This is a genomic window from Kluyvera chengduensis, assembly GCF_044197065.1.
In the GTDB taxonomy this organism is placed as follows: Bacteria; Pseudomonadota; Gammaproteobacteria; order Enterobacterales; family Enterobacteriaceae; genus Kluyvera; species Kluyvera ascorbata_C.
In genome coordinates this window covers 24,274-43,795 of the sequence record NZ_JBIQOI010000006.1, presented here as the reverse complement: position 1 = coordinate 43,795, position 19,522 = coordinate 24,274, and the positions used below count along the sequence as shown (strand labels likewise).

The window sequence follows — 19,522 nt, the reverse complement described above, 5'->3', positions numbered from 1 at the left end:
CACGAGTACACCCATGAAATCAGTAAAATCGATGCTTTGCCGAGTTATTATTGCCAGCGCGTTTGTTTCTACCGCTGCGGGCGCCGTATCGTTAAATGATCTGAGCAGCGCAGCTACCCAACTTACCGGCGGTAGCAGCACGTCACAGACTGGCGGCACGTCGCTCTCTTCACTCACCAGCCTGCTTAACGGCGGCAGCCAGTCTCTGAGCTCCAGCAGCATGAACAATGCCGCCGGGATCATGGGCTACTGCGCAAAAGAAAAGCTGGCTTCCGTGACCAACGTGGACAACGTGAAAAACCAGGTACTGGATAAACTGGGCCTCAACACGCAGGCAGAACAGAAACAGGATACCGGCTATATGGAAGGTATTCAGGGTCTGCTGAACGCGAAAGATGGCCAGAAACTGGACCTCGATAGCCTGGGCAACACCGAACTGGGCAAAAAAGTGAAAGCAAAAGCCTGTGATTTCGTACTGAAACAAGGCGTTAGCTTCATTTCTTAATATTATTCCTGCGGCGAGCGCTCGCTCGCCGCAAAATTATCCGCACAAAAAACGTTCATTTCTAAACCAATTCCGAATAACAGCACACTTTCGCTACGATAGAATTGCAGACAGATGACGGCACAATTACATTGTGAAGTTAACTTCTGTTCAGCCAGAGAACCTGGCGCTGTTGAGGATGCGTAGTGTCAGAGTTGTTATCCCTCGTGCTTTTTCTTGCTTCCATTGCCATCTATGCGTGGAAAGCGGGGCGAAATAAATGGTGGTTTGCCGCTACCTTAACGGTACTGGGCCTGTTTGTGGTCCTGAATATCACCCTGTACGCCAGTGACTATTTCACCGGTGACGGGATTAATGACGCCGTTCTCTACACATTAACCAACAGCCTGACGGGCGCTGGCGTGGGTAAATATATCCTGCCGGGTATTGGGCTTGTGGTTGGGCTTGTCGTCGTCTTCAGCGCGCTCGGCTGGGTACTTCGCCGCCGTCGACATCATCCTCACCATTTTGGCTACAGCCTGATAGCGCTAGTTCTGGCCGTCGGCTCCGTGGATGCCAGCCCGGCGTTTCGTCAGATTAGCGAACTGGTGAAATCCCAGTCCCGCGACGGCGACCCTGACTTCTCGGCCTACTACAAAGAGCCATCAAAGACGATTCCTAAGCCGAAGCTGAATCTTGTTTATATCTATGGCGAAAGTCTGGAGCGGACCTACTTCGACGATGAGGCCTTCCCTAACCTGACGCCTGAACTGGGTGCGCTAAAAAACGAGAGCCTCGATTTTAGCCACACCATGCAGTTGCCTGGAACCGACTACACCATCGCCGGTATGGTCGCTTCGCAGTGTGGCATTCCACTGTTTGCGCCGTTCGAAGGCAACGCCTCCGCCTCGCTGTCGAGCTTCTTCCCGCAGAATATCTGCCTTGGCGATATCCTGAAAAACTCCGGCTACGAAAACTACTTCGTGCAGGGCGCCAACCTGCGCTTTGCCGGAAAAGATGTGTTCCTGAAGTCGCACGGCTTTGACTATCTGTACGGTGCCGAAGAGCTGAAAACCACCGTCGCCGACCCGAGCTACAAAAACGACTGGGGCTATTACGATGACACCGTGCTGGATGAAGCCTGGAAGAAATTCGAATCGCTCTCCCGTGAAGGCAAGCGCTTCTCGCTGTTTACCCTGACCGTGGATACCCACCACCCGGACGGCTTTATCTCGCGCACCTGCAACCGCAAAAAGTATGAGATTGGCGGCAAAGCTAACCAGTCGTTCAGCGCCGTGACCTGTAGCCAGGAAAACATCGCGGAATTTATCAATAAGATCAAAGCATCGCCGTATTTTAAGAACACCATTATCGTGGTTTCATCTGACCATCTGGCGATGAAAAATACCGCCTGGGATTACCTCAACAAGCAGGACCGCAGCAACCTGTTCTTTGTGATCCGCGGCGACCAGCCGGACGAGCAGGACGTGCTGGCCGTGAAACGTAATACCATGGATAACGGCGCAACGGTGCTGGACCTGCTGGGCGGCGATAACTTTATCGGCCTTGGCCGCAGCAGCCTTTCAGGGCAGTCGCTCTCGGAAGTGTTCCTCAATATGAAAGAAAAGGTGCTGGCCTGGAAGCCGGACATTATTCGCCTGTGGAACTTCCCGAAAGAGATCAAAAACTTCTCTATCGATACCCAGAAAAACATGATTGCCTTCTCCGGCAGCCATTTCCGCTTGCCGCTGCTGCTGCGCGTTTCGGATAATCGCGTTGAGCCGTTGCCAGAGAGTGAATATTCCGCCCCGCTGCGCTATCAGCTGGCAGATTTCGCCCCACGCGATAACTTCGTCTGGGTCGACCGCTGTTACAAGATGGGTCAACTGTGGTCGCAAAACCTGTCACTCTCCACCGACTGGTGTGTCTCCCAAGGCCAGCTTGGCGGTGAGCAGAAGGTACAGCACGTTGATAAAACCCAGTGGAGCGGTAAAACCGAGTTTAAAGACACGGTTATCGACATGGTGCGCTACAAAGGCAACGTCGACTCGCTCAAAACCGTCGATAACGATATTCGCTATAAAGCAGACAGCTTTATCTTCAACGTCGCGGGTGCGCCAGAAGAGGTGAAAACCTTCAGCGGGATTTCTCGCCCTGAATCCTGGGGACGCTGGTCTAACGCGCAGCTTGGCCAGGAAGTGAAGATTGAATACCAGCATCCGCTGCCGAAGCGCTTCGACCTGGTGATCACCGCCAAAGCTTTCGGCCCTAATGCCGATAAGCCCATCCCGGTTCGCGTCGGCAAAAGCGAACAGCTCCTGACGCTTGGTCACGACGTGACCACCACCACCCTGCACTTTGATAACCCTACTGACGCCGACACGCTGGTGATCGTCCCACCAGCCCCTCAGTCAACCAACGAAGGGAATATCCTCGGCCATTCACCACGTCAGTTGGGGATTGGCATGGTCGAGATTAAAGTGATCGACGCCGAAGGGTAAAATTGGCGCGCTTTCATAGGGGGTACGCCACCCCTTATGAAAGCATATAAAGCTTTATACCAATTAAAAACCAGCTTAAATCACCATATAAACTCAATTTATATTTATAAATATACCAACAAAATAAGATTAACTAGCATTTACCAACACACAAATTATTGGTAAACATTGCTGCGTAATCATGCTCACTGGGTATAAATTCGAATCCATTCGCTTCTTAGATGATGAAAATATCGTCGCCTGGGAAGTTCTTTCCACTGCACCGTCGCAAATTAACCTTGAGCATTTTTTCAGCACAATGGCGCTGGAAACCAGAATCACGCTTTTCTTTGCCCAACTGAAGCACGTGCTCAGCACCCCCTCTTCTGGCAAGTACTACCTGAACGCCAATGCCGATGTTCTGCTTACGCCTGACTTTTTACAGCGCCTTAGCGAAGAACCCGGCACGCTTGAGAACATTGCCATTGAGCTGACTGACCTTGAGCAACTGCCACAGCTTTCACCGGCTGAAAGCCAACAGCTCCGCGTACGTATTGCCGCACTGAGGAAAATGGGTATCGCAGTCTGGGCCGATGATGTCCATGACGACATCCTGCCCTGCCTGGTCGAACAGGATTACCGCTTCTCTGGGGCCAAAATCGATAAACATGCGTTCTGGACGAGTCGCGAATGCAAGGAGCCCTTTCTCAAACTTGCCCGGTTATGCAAAAACATCGCCGATGAAGTCCTTGTCGAGGGGATTGAAACCCTTGCCGACTATCAATTAGCCCGAGATTCACACGCTAATTATGGCCAGGGATTCTTATGGAATAAATCATCATGATCTACCCACCGTATCAACTGGTTATCTTGAGCAACAACTATTTCCTTTGGCTGGGTTTAAAGCATGCCCTGCCTTATATGATTAACCCGGCCCCAACGCCCCAATGGTTTAATCTGGAGAACGATGACAGCGTATTTAAATTGCGCGAGCAGATCCTCAGCGATAATAGCGAATCAAAATGGCTGATCGTAACCGAACACAATCGAGTACAGGAAGTTCAACAATTCCTGCCGCCAGAACGGGCCTGCGTCTTCAGCGATAAGCTGTCGCTAAAAGCGATGAGCCAGCAGTTTAAAAAACCTGATTTTCGCCGAACGCTACGCCGAGAGCCGCCGCTAACGCACTCCGAAATCCACGTTTGCTTATTGATAATAATGGGATATTCACCCTCAGACATTGCCAATATGCTGCACAAATCACCGAAGACAATTTATACCCATCGCCGTAATGCGATGACGAAATTTAACTGTAATACGCTGGCCGAATTGCATCGAAAAATTCGCACAATAAATAATAGTTCACTTTATCAGTAATGACTTAACGAAATCATAAGTGATGAGACGTAAATATTACCGTAGCGTTTCCTGGCAGAAATAAGCTGGAAACGCACAATGAACATTCCAATTACATTATTCGGAATAGGCTGAGATTTAACGGATAAAAGTATCCTTCAGTGGGGGCTGATTTTACTATCTGCGCGAATACCAGCCAGAAATATGCTTATTCCATGACTGCATCAATTTATCTATCGGAGTTTATCTATGAAAAAGATGCCTATCGTCATTTTCAGCCTGTTTTGCATTATTCCGCACGCCGCGTTGGCAGATAGCCCTGCTACTGCGACCATGCACGTTTCACTGGAGGTATTGAAATCCTGCACGCTGCAGGCCAACGATCTGAATTTCGCCAGCCACGGTTCGGATGAATCCAGCGAAATTAATACCTCCACCCAACTCAGCGTGCTGTGCACCAACGGTACGCCGTTTACTCTCTCCGCTGCCAGCAGCGATGGCGACAGTGACGGCACCTTCTGGCTGAAACCAGAAGACAGCAGCATTGGGGCGCAAAACATTGCCTACAAATTATATGCTGACGAAAGCAAGAAAACCCCGATGAACGCCAGCGGCGGGATTGAAGGCACCGGCACCGGACAAACCCAATCCGAAACCATTGTCGGCGTTATTGAAGCAGGTGCCCTGACCAATGCCAAAGCCGGGTTATACAGCGATGATGTCACCTTGAATCTGGTGTACTGAGCATGCGCCGTTTCTCGCTCTTTGCCCTATTCTGGCTAGCCATTCTTTCCGTGTTCACTCACTACGCGCACTGCGCCACCCTACAGGTAGCGCCAGTGATGCTGAATCTTACGACCTCCCAGCGCGCCGGTGCGCTGTACCTCACCAACACCGGGGACCAGATCATTCATGCGCAGATCCGCGTCTATGACTGGACGCAGTCCTCAGGGAAGGATGTTTTGACGCTGACAAATAACGTCGTCAGTAGCCCAGCGGTGACATCGCTAGCGCCAGGGCAGCGTCAGCTGGTACGCATTGTGGTCCTCAACCCCGTTGCCCATCCACAGGAGCAGAGCTTTCGTCTGTTGGTTGATGAACTTCCTCACGGCCACCTCAACGCTCCTGACCAAAATGGCGTCCATTTCCTGTTGCGCTACTCCATACCGCTCTTTATCGCCCCACAGGAACTCACCCGAGAGGACGAAACGGCTCAACTCTCCTGCCAGCAGGAAAACCAGAACGTATGGTGTCAGAACAAGGGCAATACCCATATCCGCTTGAGCAACGTCCAGGCCATTGCCAACAACGGGCAGGTAGTCGATACGCTCGCAGGCCTGGCAGGCTATGTGCTTCCTGGGAAACAGTTCGCGCTGCCGTTTAAACGCCGCCACCGTGATTCGCTCTCCTCCTTGCGCGCTTATCTGAATGAACATACTCAAGCCAGTCAGCTCAGCGTGCATCCTGCTGCTGTGGTTAATAACAATGTCGCTCCACGCTGAGCCATCCGCTGAAACCACACAGTATCTCTCCATTGCCGTTAACCGCTATCTGTACGACGGGCTATGGCCCGTCCGCGTAGACCACGGATCGTTGTGGATAAGCGCTGAGGATGCCGTAAAACTGGGCATCTCTGCGCCGAAAGCGAACGCGCCGTGGATTAACCTTTCGGCGGAAAAGCACATTCAGGTCAACTTCGATAGCCTGCAGCAACAGCTTGCCCTTACGCTTCCCGAAAGCGAACTCACCCACGTCCAGAACCTGGACGCACAGCCAAATCATGCCCCCGATGCGCTTCCTCAGGCCGAGGAGATGGGCAATCTCACGCTGGATTACTCGCTCTATTCCAGTAAAACCACCACGCTCAAGCAAACCAGCTTACAAAGCCAGCTCCAGACCTCCGGCTGGCTGCCGGGTCAGCTCAGCAACAGCACGAACAGCCGTTTTCAACGCGGAGACAATGCAGAGGCGGCCATGCATACCCGGCTCATGACGACCTGGCAGTATGATTTCCCTCGTTGGCTCACCAGTATTGCCGTCGGCGATAGCGTAACCACGGGCGTGGGCTGGAGCCGTCAGGTGCGCTTTGGCGGGCTGCATCTGGCACGCAATTTTCAACTCGACCCACAGCTAAATACCGCGCCACGCACGGCGTTCAGCGATAGCGTCGCGCTACCGTCTACGGTCGATTTGTATATTGATGGGCTGCAACAGAGCCATCAGCAGGTGACGCCCGGGAACTACATACTCAATACGCTCCCTACCTTCTCAGGTAGCGGTCAGGCTCAGGTGGTGATCACTGATATCAACGGCCAGCGCCGGGAAGTCACGCTCGATTTATATGGTGCGCCCAACATGCTAGCGCAAGGTATCAGCAGCAGTTCGCTGGATATCGGCTGGCTGCGCCAACGCTATGCCGAGCGCTCAAACGACTACGCCGCCACCCCCCTGCTGGACGCTGGCTGGCGCTACGGTTTCAACAACAGCCTGACCCTCAGCACCCACACTGAGCAGCACCGCGACGCGCATAACCTCGGCGTATCGGAAGATTGGCTGGTCTCTCCACTCGCAGGCATTGTCAGCAGCCATATTGCGGGCAGCCAAAGCCCGCAGGGAGATGGTGTAAAGTGGGGGGTAGGCTACCAGTGGAACGGACAAGGGCTGGGGCTCGCCGCCAGCACCAGCCGCAGCAGCGAGCAATGGACAGACATTGCGCGCCTTTCCGGTAGCCTACCGGTCAGGCGCACTGACAATCTCTGGGTCAGCCAAACGCTATCGGGGTGGGGAACGCTGGGAGCAGGATGGGTACGGCAGGATAGTGCTCGATATCTGAACGCCAGTTGGTCAAAATCCTTTAGTAACCGTATCTCCACCACCTTCGCGTTTACGCATGCGCTGAGCTCTGGCGACAAAACGATTCAACTGATGCTGTCGGTTCCGCTTGGCCGTAAAGACACGGTTTCACTGCAAATGAGCAATCAATCTACGCGCGCGGACTATCGCCACCAACCGGATTATCAGTCAGGCGGCTGGTCATGGCAGCTCAGCCAGAATAACGCGAGCACCCGACAACAACACGCTGACCTGGGCTATCTGAGCCAATACGGCGAGTGGCATGTGGGGATGGACCGCGATAATCAAAGCAACAACCGCTACCTCAGCGGAGAAGGCTCCTTCATCCTGCTGGACTCACACCCTTATGCGTTGCGCTATAACCGCCAGGGCATTGCACTCGTCACCACCGATGGCATCAGCGGCGTCCCCATCGCGGTAGAAAACCGTCCGGCGGGCAAAACGGATGACAACGGCTTCTTACTGTTGACGGATTTGCCCCGTTATCAAAAAAGTAAAATCTCGCTCGACCCGCTGGGCTTACCGCCTGATGTCGTCACGCCGCTGACGGAAATGCGCGCAACGCCCGGGCAGAGTGAAGCCGTAAAAGTCGATTTTCAGGTTCATCGTTCATCTCTGGTCAGTGCGCAAGTTATGGATCAGCAGCACAGGCCGCTGCCCGTCGGCAGCCTTGTGACCTTTGGCGATAGCCAATCCATCGTCGGGCGCGATGGTTTTATCTGGCTGGAAAGCCCACCGATGCCCGGCGCACTTCAATTCCAAACCCCGTCAGGGCGCTGTGAAGTCACCCTCCCCGCGGCTCAGGGCAGAACGACAATCAATCTGGGAACCTTGCTGTGTCATTAAAAATCCCCCTCGCCTTACTTCTTCTGCTTTGCGCGGGTTTTCTGTGTCGCCCTGTTCACGCTTCGAATTGCTGGATAACCCAGGGGGAAACCTCCGCATTTGGTACGCTGGTAACCGGCAGCGGGAGTACGACACACGCGAACGTTAAATTCAGCTGTTATGCCGATTATGGCGAAACGCGTTACTTTAAGGTCTGCCTGAGCAGCCTGGATACCTCGCCGTTTAAAATGACCTCAAACGGCGATGAAGAAGGCAAGCAATACACGATGCTGTTTCGCCTTTACAGCGCCCTTGATACCAGCCAGGAGCTGACCTCACAGGCATCGGGACGCGCGCTACAAACCTCACTGACCGCGGGAGGCAACCAGGTCGTCGGCGGGACGTTCCCTCTACAGGCGTCCATACCCGCCGGGCAGAGCAACCTGCCGGTACGCAGCTATTTTAACTATACGATGGGCTTGAGGCTGACCTGGAACAGCGCGACGAGCACGGCTTCGTTGCGCAACTGCCAGGATGGTGAGAACGAAGGGGAAGCCATCGACAACTCATCCAGCGCCAGCGCAACGCTGTCTGACAGCTGTTTTATCCAGAGCGTAACGCCGCTCGACTTCGGCACCGTCAACAGCACATCACTGATGTCGCGCATCTCCTCGACGGCCACCATTCGCTCTCGCTGCCCGGTAGGCACGCACTACTCATTGGGAATAAGCGCAGGTGAACACGCTTCAGGGAGCCAGCGGCAGCTCTGTAACGATCGGCATCAGTGCCTGCAATACGCGCTGTGGCAGGATGCAGGCACAACCATACCGTGGGGAGAGCAGACGGGCAGCAACACGCTAGAGGTTACGCACGAGGACGGAAACGTGCAGAACTTCACCGTCTACGGCACCGTGCCGCCACAGACGCTGAGCGGCACAGGCCTGTTCAGCGACGACGTCGTTATTACGCTTACTTATTAATCAAAATAGGGCGAGCCGGATCAATGTTACCGATAACAAAGCAGGCTAAAATGGCTAGACATACGTTAACGTCGTTTTTTTACCCGATCCGGATCGCCTGAAAACCATGAAATATCTGCTCGCGAACGTACTCGTTTATGACAACGAGGATGGTTCACTGACATTACAAAACGATCCCGACTCGGAAAGCCAGATATTAACCTGCACGGCGCAAACGATCCTCAATCTGCTGATTGCCCACCACGGCATGGTGGTCGAACGCGAAACGTTCCTTGAACAAGTCTGGGACGAGCGCGGGCTGCGTGGTTCCAGCAACTCGCTCAATCAGTACATCAGTATTCTGCGCAAAATATTTGCCACGCTGGTGCCTGACAGCCTGTTTATTGTCACCGTGCCAAAAGTGGGGTTTATGCTCAGCGCGGATATTTCTATCGCCCCGCTCACTCCCCTCCCGGCTTCCCCGGTATTGAAGCGTGAAAAAGCCCCCCGCCCGAGAAAATGTGCCGCCGTATACGCGATAGTCACCCTCATCGTACTGGCGCTTTGTAGCACGGCCATCGTCTGGAAAAACCGGCAACAGCAGGCCGATATCTATTTGTTGGAGCATATCGGCAACTGCCCGGTCTATACCCTCGCGCCGCTGGCGGATGTCTTCAGGGAACAGGCTAAAAAGCTGATCGCACAGATTCAAAAAGACGGGGCGTTTTCCTGCCTGAATCACTCTGTCTTTTATGCGCATATTCAGGATCCCTTGCTGTATGGCGATGAAGGTCGTCTGGTGCTCTCCCAATGTTCCCAGTTTCTCGGCAAAGCCAGCGCCTGCCAGACGCTCTATTACTACGAGTGGCAAAAGTGAAAAAGCACAAACGGCTCATCGGTTTCATCTTGCTTAATCTGTTGATTATTCTTGGAACCTCACTATGGATACGCAACACCACGCGGCTCTCAATGACCTGTCAGGGTAGCCTCACCTATAAAGACAGCCATCAGGACAACCGGTTTTTATTTGAAGGGATGGTGGTAATGCACTTCGCACCGGATGGTACCGGTTATTTCAACATGAACGGCGAGGTGGTTAACGATGGCCAGCACTCTAAGGTGTCGCGCCAGGAGAGCTTTGAGTGGAACTACGTTCACGAAACGTTCTACCAGCTACGCATCACGCAGGTCGAGAAATTTGGTCACGATAACGTGCCTGCTGGCGTCTTTGAAAAATACGCGCTGGGGATCACCCCAGGCCAGAAGCGACTGCTGAGCATCCGCAAAACACCTGATAACGCAATGATTATCAGTAATTTTTATTCGCCGATTCTCGTTTGTGCGGGTTAACGGCGGGCGATACGTCCTTCCATGATAAATTCCGTTCGCCCGACAACCTCTACGGATACCCCTTCATTACCAGCCATTGCTGAATGAATGCGCCCGGACAGGGGCGCATTTGGTATCAGAAGGTTTCCCAGTTTTCCCCGGTGTCGGTCGCTGCGGCTTTACGCAGGCTGCCCACTGCCGGTGCATTCACCGCGCTGACGGGTTCGCGCGCGGCGGTTGCCTGGCTTTGCTGGATACGGAATACAGCGACCGCCTGGGTCAGTCGGCTGGCTTGCTCTTCCAGCGCGGCTGCGGCAGCGGCGGACTCTTCGACCAGCGAGGCGTTCTGCTGGGTCACACGATCCATTTCCGATACGGCCAGACCCACCTGGTCGATACCGCGGCTCTGTTCATCCGAAGCGGAAGCGATTTCGCCCATAATGTCGGTCACGCGGGTTACCGCGTTAACGATTTCATCCATGGTCTCGCCCGCGCTTTCCACCAGCGTAGAACCGAGGTCGACGCGGTTTACCGAGTCTTCAATCAGGCTTTTAATTTCCCGTGCCGCCTGGGCGCTGCGCTGCGCCAGGTTACGGACTTCACCCGCGACCACCGCGAAACCGCGACCCTGCTCACCGGCACGTGCGGCTTCCACCGCGGCGTTCAGCGCCAGAATGTTGGTCTGGAAGGCAATGCCGTCAATCACGCTGATAATATCAGCGATTTTCTGCGAACTGGCGGTGATATCACGCATGGTCTGCACCACGTTATCCACCACTTTACCGCCCTTCTGCGCGGTTTCCGACGCGCTCAGCGCCAGATGGCTCGCCTGACGGGCGTTTTCGGCGTTCTGCTTCACGGTCGCGGTCAGCTCTTCCATACTCGCCGCCGTTTCCTCCAGAGAGGCCGCCTGCTGCTCGGTGCGTGAAGAGAGGTCGTTGTTGCCCATAGCGATTTCGCTCGCGCCGCTGTAAATAGCGTCGGCACCCTGACGAACTTCGCCCACGGTACGTGCCAGCTCACCCTGCATATGGCGCAGAGAATGCGCCAGCTCGCCCATTTCGTTATCGCTTTCCACGTCAATGCGTTTGACGAGGTCACCGCCCGCAATGTGGCGAATGCTGTCGATTAAACGATTCAGTGGCGCGATAAGCGTTTTACGTACGCCCAGCCAGACCGAGATAATCACTGCCAGTACGGCGATCATCACGCTGAACAGGATCCACATGGCCTGAGTGTAAGAGGCATTGCTGTCGTTGACCGCCAGATCGTACAGGCTGTCGTTCTGCTGCAGGTAGTTGACGTAAGCCTTCTCAAAGCCATCCTGATAGCCCTGGGTCGGCTGGTCGAAGAAGTCGTTGATTTTCCCTGCGCCCAGCAGCTTGATGAGCTCGGCCAGCGCGCCGTGGTAGATATCGTAGTTACGCTGAATTTCCAGCGCCGCCGCTTCGCTTTGACGCGGATCGCGCGGCATCGCTTCGTACCCAGCCCAGCTTTTCTCCGCTTGCGACAGCGATTTAGTGGCAATCTGCATCAGCTCCGCGACGGTAGCGCCGCTGCCGATATTGTTTTGATCCATCATGTAACGGATCCCCGCACGGTTCAGGGTGTTACGGGTTTGCAGCAAAGCCACCCAGCTCTCATTCAGCCCTGACTGCTGCTGACGGACGGTTTGCAAAATGGTGAAGTTCTCTTTGTCGTGCTTTAAAGAGTTAAAGAACAGGCCCCCTGATGCCAGCTGTAACAGGCCAAACAACACCAAAACCAGCACAAGGCTGGTGACGATTTTTATACGTTTTAACATGTTTCTCTTTCCTCCGGACGAATAACGAGTTTTCGGCGTGGAAAAGAAAAACTTTATAGAAATTGTGACTATTAATACGGGTAGTGGCACGATTTTGCATCAGAGTGCGATGTGCTCCCTCTCCCCAGAGGGAAGAGGGAGCCGATGGGTGCGAATTGACAGATCCCGTAGCCCGGCCAAGCGAAGCGCCGCCGGGGATGCACATTACCCGCGCAGCGCACAAATCTCATCGTACAGGTCACGTGAAAGTGCCAGCCCCTGCTTCTCACTTTGCTCACGCGCCAGATAGCGTCGCTCACCCGGCAATCGCGCGCCCTGTGACTGCATACCGCTAAACAGCGTTTCGGCGCGCGCCAGATGCCCCTCGGCCTCACTCCCCAGGAAACGTTGCGGATCGAGTGCCAGAATCAGCTCACCGCCGTACGGCAGGCCGCCCGCGCCGTTATCCCACGCCAGCGATTCGGCGCTGGTCATATCGCCAATCAGCGGACCGGCGAACAGCTCCACCATCGCCGCCAGCGCCGAGCCCTTATGGCCACCGAAGGTCAGCATCGCCCCGTCCAGCACCGCCTGTGGGTCGGTGGTCGGCTGGCCGTCGCTATCAATCCCCCAACCTTGCGGAATCGCCTTACCCGCCCGCTGATGCAGCTGAATTTCACCGCGCGCTGCGGCGCTGGTCGCCATATCGAAAATAAACGGCGGCTTCTCACCGCGCGGCCAGCCAAAGGCAATCGGGTTAGTGCCAAACAGCGGCTGGGTACCGCCCGCAGGGGCCACCCACGCGTGGCTTGGCGTGCAGGCATAGCCCACCAGCCCCACGTCGGTCAGCGGTTCCACGTCGGCAAACAACGCAGAGAAGTGCACACAGCGGTTAATCGCCAGGGCCGCAATCCCGCACTGGCGGGCTTTTTCAATCAGCAGCGGCAGCGCCTTTTCATAGGCACAAAGTGAATACGCCCCGTTGGCATCCGCTTTTACGATTGCAGGAGCCTGGTCGACGACCGTCGGTTCCGCATCCGGCGACACCTTGCCTTTGCGCAGCGTTTCCACAATCCCCAGCAGACGCCACAGGCCGTGCGAGGCACAGCCGTCGCGCTCGCCCGCGGTGACGTTGCGGGCAATAGCATCGGCGTGATCTGCCGAGAATCCGTTTGAAATAAGGACGTCGAAAGCCAGTTGGTAGGCATCCTTGAGCGCGATGTTGATCGTTGTCATTGTTGTTCTCCATATTGTAGGGCTGGCGTATAGGGTAGACGGATGCGAGAAATTTAATCAGCTTAACATAGTGATATACATCACATTTTCGCCGTTATCCCGCTGCTTAAGAAACCACTCGCCGTCATTTCTGACCGCTTAGCCATCGCTTTCAACCGCTCACCGATTTACCCAACTTTACGCGCGCGTATCTCTGGCAAGCTTGTCATCAGCATAACGGTCAATACCTCCTCAAACCCAAACTCAAAACAACGGCAGCTTCGGCTGATTATTCATCCTATTAGAACCAGGTTTTACTATGGATACGAAAAAGCTATTCAAGCACATACCCTGGGTGATTCTCGGAATCATCGGTGCATTTTGCCTCTCGGTCGTCGCCCTGCGCCGCGGTGAGCACGTCAGTGCCCTGTGGATCGTCGTCGCGTCGGTTTCTGTTTATCTGGTGGCGTATCGCTACTACAGCCTCTACATCGCCCAGAAGGTGATGAAGCTCGACCCCACGCGCGCAACGCCGGCGGTCATTAACAACGATGGCCTGAACTACGTGCCGACCAACCGCTACGTGCTGTTCGGCCACCACTTCGCCGCTATCGCCGGTGCGGGCCCGCTGGTAGGGCCGGTACTGGCCGCGCAGATGGGCTACCTGCCGGGTACCCTCTGGCTGCTGGCGGGCGTAGTACTCGCGGGTGCGGTGCAGGACTTTATGGTGCTGTTTATCTCCACGCGCCGTAACGGTTCGTCGCTGGGTGAAATGGTCAAAGAAGAGATGGGCCGCGTGCCGGGCTCCATTGCCCTGTTCGGCTGCTTCCTGATTATGATAATCATCCTGGCGGTGCTGGCGCTGATCGTGGTGAAAGCCCTGGCAGAAAGCCCGTGGGGCGTCTTCACCGTCTGCTCGACCGTGCCGATTGCGCTGTTTATGGGTATCTACATGCGCTTTATCCGTCCAGGTCGCGTCGGCGAAGTGTCGGTGATAGGTATCGTGCTGCTGGTTGCCTCTATCTACTTCGGCGGCGTGATTGCCCACGACCCGTACTGGGGCCCGGCGCTGACCTTTAAAGACACCACCATCACCTTCGCGCTGATTGGCTACGCCTTTATCTCTGCCCTGCTGCCGGTATGGCTGATTCTGGCACCGCGCGACTACCTCGCCACCTTCCTGAAAATCGGCGTTATCGTTGGCCTGGCGCTCGGCATCGTGATCCTCAACCCGGATCTGAAAATGCCAGCGGTGACCCAGTACATCGACGGCACCGGCCCACTGTGGAAAGGCGCGCTGTTCCCGTTCCTGTTTATCACCATCGCCTGTGGTGCGGTTTCTGGCTTCCACGCGCTGATCTCCTCCGGCACCACGCCGAAGCTGCTGGCGAACGAAAACGATGCGCGTCTGATTGGTTACGGCGCCATGTTGATGGAGTCCTTCGTGGCGATTATGGCGCTGGTTGCGGCCTCTATCATCGAACCTGGCCTCTATTTCGCGATGAACACGCCTCCGGCGGGCCTTGGCATCACCATGCCAAACCTGCATGAGATGGGCGGTGAGAACGCGGCGCTGATTGCCGCACAGCTGAAAGATGTGACCGTCCACGCGGCGGCGACCGTCAGCTCCTGGGGCTTCGTCATCACCCCTGAGCAGATCCTGCAAACGGCGAAAGATATCGGCGAACCGTCGGTACTGAACCGCGCAGGCGGCGCGCCAACGCTGGCTGTCGGTATTGCGCACGTGTTCCACAAAGTGCTGCCGATGGCCGATATGGGCTTCTGGTACCACTTCGGTATTCTGTTTGAAGCGCTGTTCATCCTCACCGCGCTGGACGCCGGTACCCGTGCGGGCCGCTTTATGCTGCAGGATTTGCTCGGTAACTTCGTGCCGTTCCTGAAGAAAACCGACTCTCTGGTGGCTGGCGTGGTTGCGACGGCGGGCTGCGTAGGCCTGTGGGGTTACCTGCTGTATCAAGGTGTGGTCGACCCACTGGGCGGCGTGAAGAGCCTGTGGCCGCTGTTCGGTATCTCTAACCAGATGCTGGCCGCCGTGGCACTGGTACTGGGTACGGTTATCCTGATTAAGATGAAGCGCACCAAGTACATCTGGGTGACCACCATCCCGGCTGTCTGGCTGCTTATCTGCACCACCTGGGCGCTGGGCCTGAAACTGTTCAGCACCAACCCGCAGATGGAAGGCTTCTTCTACATGGCTAACCAGTACAAAGAGAAGATTGCTGCCGGTGGCGAACTGACTGCCCAGCAGATTGCCAACATGAACCACATCGTTATCAACAACTACACCAACGCAGGCCTGAGTATCCTGTTCCTGGTGGTGGTGTACAGCATCATCTTCTACGGTTTCAAAACCTGGATGCAGGTGCGCAATAGCGATAAACGTACCGACAAAGAAACACCGTACGTGCCGGTACCGGAAGGCGGCGTGAAGACCTCTTCGCACCACTAAACCTGATGCCGGATGGCGCTGCGCTTATCCGGCCTACACGTTCAGCTCTCGTAGGCCGGATAAGGCGCTAGCCGCCATCCGGCTTTATCTATTATCGGGATGAGACAATGTTTGGTAACTTAGGTCAGGCAAAAAAATATCTCGGTCAGGCGGCAAAAATGCTGATTGGCATTCCGGATTACGACAACTACGTCGAACATATGCAGACCAACCATCCGGATAAACCGTACATGACCTACGAAGCGTTCTTCCGCGAGCGCCAACAGGCACGCTACGGCGGCGATGGAAAAGGCGGCATGCGCTGCTGTTAAAGGAGACATCATGGCACCGATTGCAGTTACCCTACTTACCGGTTTCCTCGGCGCGGGCAAAACCACCCTGCTGCGCCACATCCTCAACGAACAGCACGGCTTCAAAATTGCCGTGATTGAAAACGAGTTCGGCGAAGTCTCCGTCGACGATCAGCTGATTGGCGACCGCGCCACCCAGATCAAAACCCTGACCAATGGCTGCATTTGCTGCACCCGCTCGAACGAGCTGGAAGACGCGCTGTTAGACCTGCTCGATAACCTCGACCAGGGCAACATCAGCTTCGACCGTCTGGTCATTGAGTGCACCGGCATGGCCGACCCCGGCCCGATCATTCAGACCTTTTTCTCCCACGAGGTACTGTGCGAGCGCTACCTGTTGGACGGCGTGATTGCGCTGGTTGACGCGGTGCACGCCAACGAACAGATGAACCAGTTCACCATCGCCCAGTCGCAGGTGGGCTACGCCGACCGCATTCTGCTGACCAAAACCGACGTCGCCGGTGAAGCCGAGAAGCTACGCGAGCGCCTGGCCCGCATCAACGCCCGCGCGCCGATTTACACCGTCACCCACGGTGATATCGACCTGGGCCTGCTGTTCAACACCAACGGCTTTATGCTGGAAGAGAACGTCACCTCGAAGCCGCGCTTCCACTTTATGGCCGACCAGCAAAACGACGTGTCGTCTATCGTGGTCGAACTGGACTACCCGGTGGATATCAGCGACGTTTCCCGCGTGATGGAAAACCTGCTGCTGGACTTCGCCGACAAGCTGCTGCGCTACAAAGGCATGCTGTGGATTGACGGCGAACCGAATCGCCTGCTGTTCCAGGGCGTGCAGCGCCTCTACAGCGCCGACTGGGACAGACCGTGGGGCGATGAAGCGCCGCACAGTACGCTGGTGTTTATTGGCATTCAGCTACCGGAAGAAGAAATCCGCAGCGCTTTCGCAGGATTGAAAAAATAACCCGTAGCCCGGCCAAGCGAAGAGCCGCCGGGAACGGCTCGGCGCAAATCCCGGCGGCGCTTCGCTTGGCCGGGCTACGCAACAGCTTAAATCACGCTCGCCCTCCGCCAGGAGGGGTAATTAAATGCGTAGAAATGTAAATTTCCATTTTCATTCATGACAATTGGAGCGTTTTTGGAAATTATTAGAAAGACAATTAATTCACTGCCAACCAATATCCCCCGCTCTGTTCAAGGTCTGTTTAGCCAAAAACTAAACGGACGCTAAACAGTAAAAGGCTAATATTTGACGCCGGCAAAAACAAACACCCAAGTAACAAAAAGGCATCACAACGATTACAAAAGCAGTATTAAAAATCGACATGAGTCACATTTGCAGAAGTAAAATCCAGTTGTTAAGGTGTCCTCAGATTAATTTGATGACGAGGAATACACCATGAAAAAGCTTAATATCCTGCTCCTTTCCGCTCTGACCGCTGTATCCGGTTCCGCACTGGCGATGGGCGGCAGCATTGAGCAAGGTAAGAACTTCACCAACCTTAATCTGGAAATGGGCAAATCCTCTTCCGGCCTGTATGCGGAAAGCAACTGGCTGAAAAATACCGATGACGGTACGCAGACCGGCGGCGTAGGCGCGGGTTATAACTTTGAAGTGGGCCCGGTCATGCTGAACGCTGGCGCGAAAGCCATCTACCTCGGGCCGAAAAAAGGCGATAACGGCGTGGCCTTCCCTATCGGTGGCGGCGTGAACGTGGCGCTGACCGACAGCATTAACGTATTTGGTGAAGGCTATGTCGCACCAGAAGGGCTGAACAACAGCGTGAAAAACTACGTTGAAGCCAACGGCGGCGTGAGCTGGACCCCTATCAAACCGGTAACGCTGAAAGTGGGCTACCGCCACGTGAGCGTTGACGGTAAAGACGGTCGCCCAGGCCACACGCTGATTGACGGCGCCTACGTGGGCGGCGGCGTGACTTTCTAATAAAACCGAAAACGCGCGCTATACCGACAAAAAACCTGCCTGACCGGCAGGTTTTTTTTATGGGAGCCGTTACCGACGAACCACCACCAGCTTCTGGTTCACAAACTCTTTAATCCCCAGATCTGACAGCTCGCGGCCGTAGCCGGAACGCTTAACGCCGCCAAACGGCAGTTCAGCCGCGGTATCGGTGAGCCAGTTGATGTACACCATCCCGGTCTCAATGCGCGACGCCATTTTCTTCGCCCGCTCAATATCCTGGCTAAAGACCGCACCGCCCAGGCCGTAGTGGGAATCATTGGCGAGGGCGACCGCTTCATCATCGTTTTTAACGACATAAATCTGCGCGACCGGGCCGAAAAACTCTTCGAAATACGCCGGGTTATCGCGGGAAATATGGGTCAGGATAGTGGGCTCGAAGAAACTGCCGTCACGCTGCACCGGCTTGCCGCCAAGATGCAGCTTCGCGCCGTTTTTCACCGCGTCGTTGACCTGTTTGGTCAGCGTCTCCAGCGCGTCTTTTGATGACAATGGTCCCAGCGTGGTGCTTTCATCCAGCGGGTCGCCGATTTTTGCCTGCTTAAAAGCTTCGGTAAATTTACTCAGGAAGGCGTCGGCAATTTTCTCATGCAGCACAAAACGTTTTGCCGCGGTACAGACCTGCCCGGCGTTGTTCAAACGGGCATTCACGCCAATTTTCACCGCTTTATCGAGGTTGGCATCATCCAGCACCACGAAAACGTCGTTACCGCCCAGTTCAAGGGTCGATTTCTTGATGTGCTTCGCCGCCTGCGCCGCGACCACGCTCCCCGCTTTTTCGGAGCCGGTCAGCGCCGCGCCCTGCACCCGGTCGTCGGCGATAATATTCGCCACTTGATCCTGAGAGATATACAGGTTCGCCCACGCCCCTTCCGGCGCGCCCGCTTCACGTACCAGGTGCGCAAAGACCTCCGCGCAGTGCGGCACAATGCTGGCGTGCTTCGCCAGCACCGGGTTACCCGCCGCCAGGTTCGGCGCCAGCACGCGCATCAGCTGGTAATAAGGGAAATTCCACGGCTCAACGGCCATCAACACGCCGATGGGGTGATGTTCGACCCACGCCTCGCCCAGCTCAGATTTGTACTTCACCGGCGCAAGAAACTGCTTCGCGTTGTCGGCATAGTAGCGGGCGATTTGCGCGCACAGCTTCACTTCGCCGCGGCTTTGGGCAATCAGTTTACCCATCTCCTGGCTGGCAATTTTGGCCAGCTCCTCAGCGCGGGCATCAATCAAATCAGCCAGTTTATGCAGCACCGGCAGACGTTGGTCGATATCCCCTTTTGCCCAGTCGGAATGATAAAGCGCATCGGCCGCTTTCAGCGCCGCTTCAACGTCTGCGTCGGAATGGGAAGGGTACGCTTTGATAAGCTGGTTAGTGGCAGGATTAACTGTCTGGTAAGCCATCATGAATCTCCTTGTTTTTACCGCTTAGGGTATTAAGGGTAGTCAATCTGGCTGGTTACGGACGTAAAGTTG

The 19,522-nt window shown here is 55.2% G+C and carries 17 protein-coding genes; 14 read left to right on the top strand and 3 right to left on the bottom strand.

Going from position 1 to position 19,522, the window contains the following annotated elements; genetic code table 11:
- Positions 1-13 precede the first annotated feature (13 nt).
- The 10 genes from ACH1XZ_RS15765 to ACH1XZ_RS15720 all read left to right on the top strand — a co-directional run bounded on the left by ACH1XZ_RS15765 (position 14) and on the right by ACH1XZ_RS15720 (position 10,307).
- Positions 14-505 carry a YjjA family protein gene (locus tag ACH1XZ_RS15765; protein WP_395596323.1) on the top strand — a complete coding sequence of 164 codons (492 nt, stop codon included), beginning with the start codon at positions 14-16 and terminating at the stop codon, positions 503-505.
- A 185-nt stretch (positions 506-690) separates the two neighbouring features.
- A complete protein-coding gene (gene opgB, locus ACH1XZ_RS15760) occupies positions 691-2,985 on the top strand; it encodes a phosphatidylglycerol--membrane-oligosaccharide glycerophosphotransferase (RefSeq protein ID WP_395596322.1) in 2,295 nt (764 codons plus the stop codon).
- Between the two features lie 181 nt (positions 2,986-3,166).
- Positions 3,167-3,808 carry an EAL domain-containing protein gene (locus ACH1XZ_RS15755; RefSeq protein ID WP_395596321.1) on the top strand — a complete coding sequence of 214 codons (642 nt, stop codon included), beginning with the start codon at positions 3,167-3,169 and terminating at the stop codon, positions 3,806-3,808.
- The gene (locus ACH1XZ_RS15750; protein WP_395596320.1) at positions 3,805-4,341 is read left to right on the top strand and encodes a helix-turn-helix transcriptional regulator; all 537 of its coding nucleotides are present in this window, start codon (positions 3,805-3,807) and stop codon (positions 4,339-4,341) included. Before ACH1XZ_RS15755 ends, ACH1XZ_RS15750 begins: the two co-directional genes overlap by 4 nt.
- A 228-nt stretch (positions 4,342-4,569) precedes the next feature.
- Positions 4,570-5,064: a Csu type fimbrial protein gene (locus tag ACH1XZ_RS15745; protein ID WP_395596319.1), complete on the top strand. Its 495-nt coding sequence runs from the start codon at positions 4,570-4,572 to the stop codon at positions 5,062-5,064.
- 2 nt (positions 5,065-5,066) lie between these two features.
- Positions 5,067-5,822, top strand: coding sequence for a fimbrial biogenesis chaperone (locus ACH1XZ_RS15740; RefSeq protein ID WP_395596318.1), 756 nt, complete (start codon positions 5,067-5,069; stop codon positions 5,820-5,822).
- Positions 5,806-8,019: a fimbria/pilus outer membrane usher protein gene (locus ACH1XZ_RS15735; RefSeq protein WP_395596317.1), complete on the top strand. Its 2,214-nt coding sequence runs from the start codon at positions 5,806-5,808 to the stop codon at positions 8,017-8,019. Before ACH1XZ_RS15740 ends, ACH1XZ_RS15735 begins: the two co-directional genes overlap by 17 nt.
- On the top strand, positions 8,010-8,978 hold the full coding sequence (locus tag ACH1XZ_RS15730) for a Csu type fimbrial protein (RefSeq protein WP_395596316.1): 969 nt from the start codon (positions 8,010-8,012) through the stop codon (positions 8,976-8,978). Before ACH1XZ_RS15735 ends, ACH1XZ_RS15730 begins: the two co-directional genes overlap by 10 nt.
- 106 nt (positions 8,979-9,084) lie before the next feature.
- Positions 9,085-9,834, top strand: a complete 750-nt coding sequence (locus ACH1XZ_RS15725; RefSeq protein WP_395596315.1) for a winged helix-turn-helix domain-containing protein — start codon at positions 9,085-9,087, stop codon at positions 9,832-9,834.
- Positions 9,831-10,307, top strand: coding sequence for a hypothetical protein (locus ACH1XZ_RS15720; RefSeq protein WP_395596314.1), 477 nt, complete (start codon positions 9,831-9,833; stop codon positions 10,305-10,307). Before ACH1XZ_RS15725 ends, ACH1XZ_RS15720 begins: the two co-directional genes overlap by 4 nt.
- Positions 10,308-10,422: 115 nt before the next feature.
- Here the strand turns inward: ACH1XZ_RS15720 and tsr are convergent, their stop codons facing one another.
- Positions 10,423-12,090, bottom strand: a complete 1,668-nt coding sequence (gene tsr, locus ACH1XZ_RS15715) for a methyl-accepting chemotaxis protein (RefSeq protein WP_395596313.1) — start codon at positions 12,088-12,090, stop codon at positions 10,423-10,425.
- Between the two features lie 204 nt (positions 12,091-12,294).
- On the bottom strand, positions 12,295-13,305 hold the full coding sequence (locus ACH1XZ_RS15710; RefSeq protein WP_395596312.1) for an Ldh family oxidoreductase: 1,011 nt from the start codon (positions 13,303-13,305) through the stop codon (positions 12,295-12,297).
- Between the two features lie 298 nt (positions 13,306-13,603).
- Between ACH1XZ_RS15710 and btsT the strand changes: the two genes are divergently transcribed.
- From btsT to ACH1XZ_RS15690, 4 genes are all read left to right on the top strand, one after another.
- The gene (gene btsT / locus ACH1XZ_RS15705; RefSeq protein WP_395596311.1) at positions 13,604-15,754 is read left to right on the top strand and encodes a pyruvate/proton symporter BtsT; all 2,151 of its coding nucleotides are present in this window, start codon (positions 13,604-13,606) and stop codon (positions 15,752-15,754) included.
- A 107-nt stretch (positions 15,755-15,861) separates the two neighbouring features.
- Positions 15,862-16,065, top strand: a complete 204-nt coding sequence (locus ACH1XZ_RS15700; protein WP_106930447.1) for a YbdD/YjiX family protein — start codon at positions 15,862-15,864, stop codon at positions 16,063-16,065.
- A gap of 10 nt (positions 16,066-16,075) precedes the next feature.
- The gene (gene yjiA, locus ACH1XZ_RS15695; RefSeq protein WP_395596310.1) at positions 16,076-17,029 is read left to right on the top strand and encodes a GTPase; all 954 of its coding nucleotides are present in this window, start codon (positions 16,076-16,078) and stop codon (positions 17,027-17,029) included.
- A gap of 435 nt (positions 17,030-17,464) precedes the next feature.
- The gene (locus ACH1XZ_RS15690; protein WP_333496099.1) at positions 17,465-18,010 is read left to right on the top strand and encodes a YfaZ family outer membrane protein; all 546 of its coding nucleotides are present in this window, start codon (positions 17,465-17,467) and stop codon (positions 18,008-18,010) included.
- A gap of 69 nt (positions 18,011-18,079) precedes the next feature.
- On the opposite strand, the gene ACH1XZ_RS15685 is transcribed toward ACH1XZ_RS15690, so the two are convergent.
- A complete protein-coding gene (locus tag ACH1XZ_RS15685; RefSeq protein ID WP_395596309.1) occupies positions 18,080-19,450 on the bottom strand; it encodes an NAD-dependent succinate-semialdehyde dehydrogenase in 1,371 nt (456 codons plus the stop codon).
- Between the last annotated feature and the right edge of the window lie 72 nt (positions 19,451-19,522).

Bases quoted from the DNA above. Each gene is read 5' to 3' on its own strand.
- ACH1XZ_RS15735 (WP_395596317.1), top strand. From the start codon at position 5,806: ATGTCGCTCCACGCTGAGCCATCCGCTGAAACCACACAGTATCTCTCC.
- ACH1XZ_RS15725 (WP_395596315.1), top strand. From the start codon at position 9,085: ATGAAATATCTGCTCGCGAACGTACTCGTTTATGACAACGAGGATGGT.
- ACH1XZ_RS15740 (WP_395596318.1), top strand. From the start codon at position 5,067: ATGCGCCGTTTCTCGCTCTTTGCCCTATTCTGGCTAGCCATTCTTTCC.
- ACH1XZ_RS15710 (WP_395596312.1), bottom strand. From the start codon at position 13,305: ATGACAACGATCAACATCGCGCTCAAGGATGCCTACCAACTGGCTTTC.
- ACH1XZ_RS15700 (WP_106930447.1), top strand. From the start codon at position 15,862: ATGTTTGGTAACTTAGGTCAGGCAAAAAAATATCTCGGTCAGGCGGCA.
- yjiA (WP_395596310.1), top strand. From the start codon at position 16,076: ATGGCACCGATTGCAGTTACCCTACTTACCGGTTTCCTCGGCGCGGGC.
- btsT (WP_395596311.1), top strand. From the start codon at position 13,604: ATGGATACGAAAAAGCTATTCAAGCACATACCCTGGGTGATTCTCGGA.
- ACH1XZ_RS15750 (WP_395596320.1), top strand. From the start codon at position 3,805: ATGATCTACCCACCGTATCAACTGGTTATCTTGAGCAACAACTATTTC.
- ACH1XZ_RS15755 (WP_395596321.1), top strand. From the start codon at position 3,167: ATGCTCACTGGGTATAAATTCGAATCCATTCGCTTCTTAGATGATGAA.
- tsr (WP_395596313.1), bottom strand. From the start codon at position 12,090: ATGTTAAAACGTATAAAAATCGTCACCAGCCTTGTGCTGGTTTTGGTG.
- ACH1XZ_RS15685 (WP_395596309.1), bottom strand. From the start codon at position 19,450: ATGGCTTACCAGACAGTTAATCCTGCCACTAACCAGCTTATCAAAGCG.
- ACH1XZ_RS15745 (WP_395596319.1), top strand. From the start codon at position 4,570: ATGAAAAAGATGCCTATCGTCATTTTCAGCCTGTTTTGCATTATTCCG.
- ACH1XZ_RS15690 (WP_333496099.1), top strand. From the start codon at position 17,465: ATGAAAAAGCTTAATATCCTGCTCCTTTCCGCTCTGACCGCTGTATCC.
- ACH1XZ_RS15765 (WP_395596323.1), top strand. From the start codon at position 14: ATGAAATCAGTAAAATCGATGCTTTGCCGAGTTATTATTGCCAGCGCG.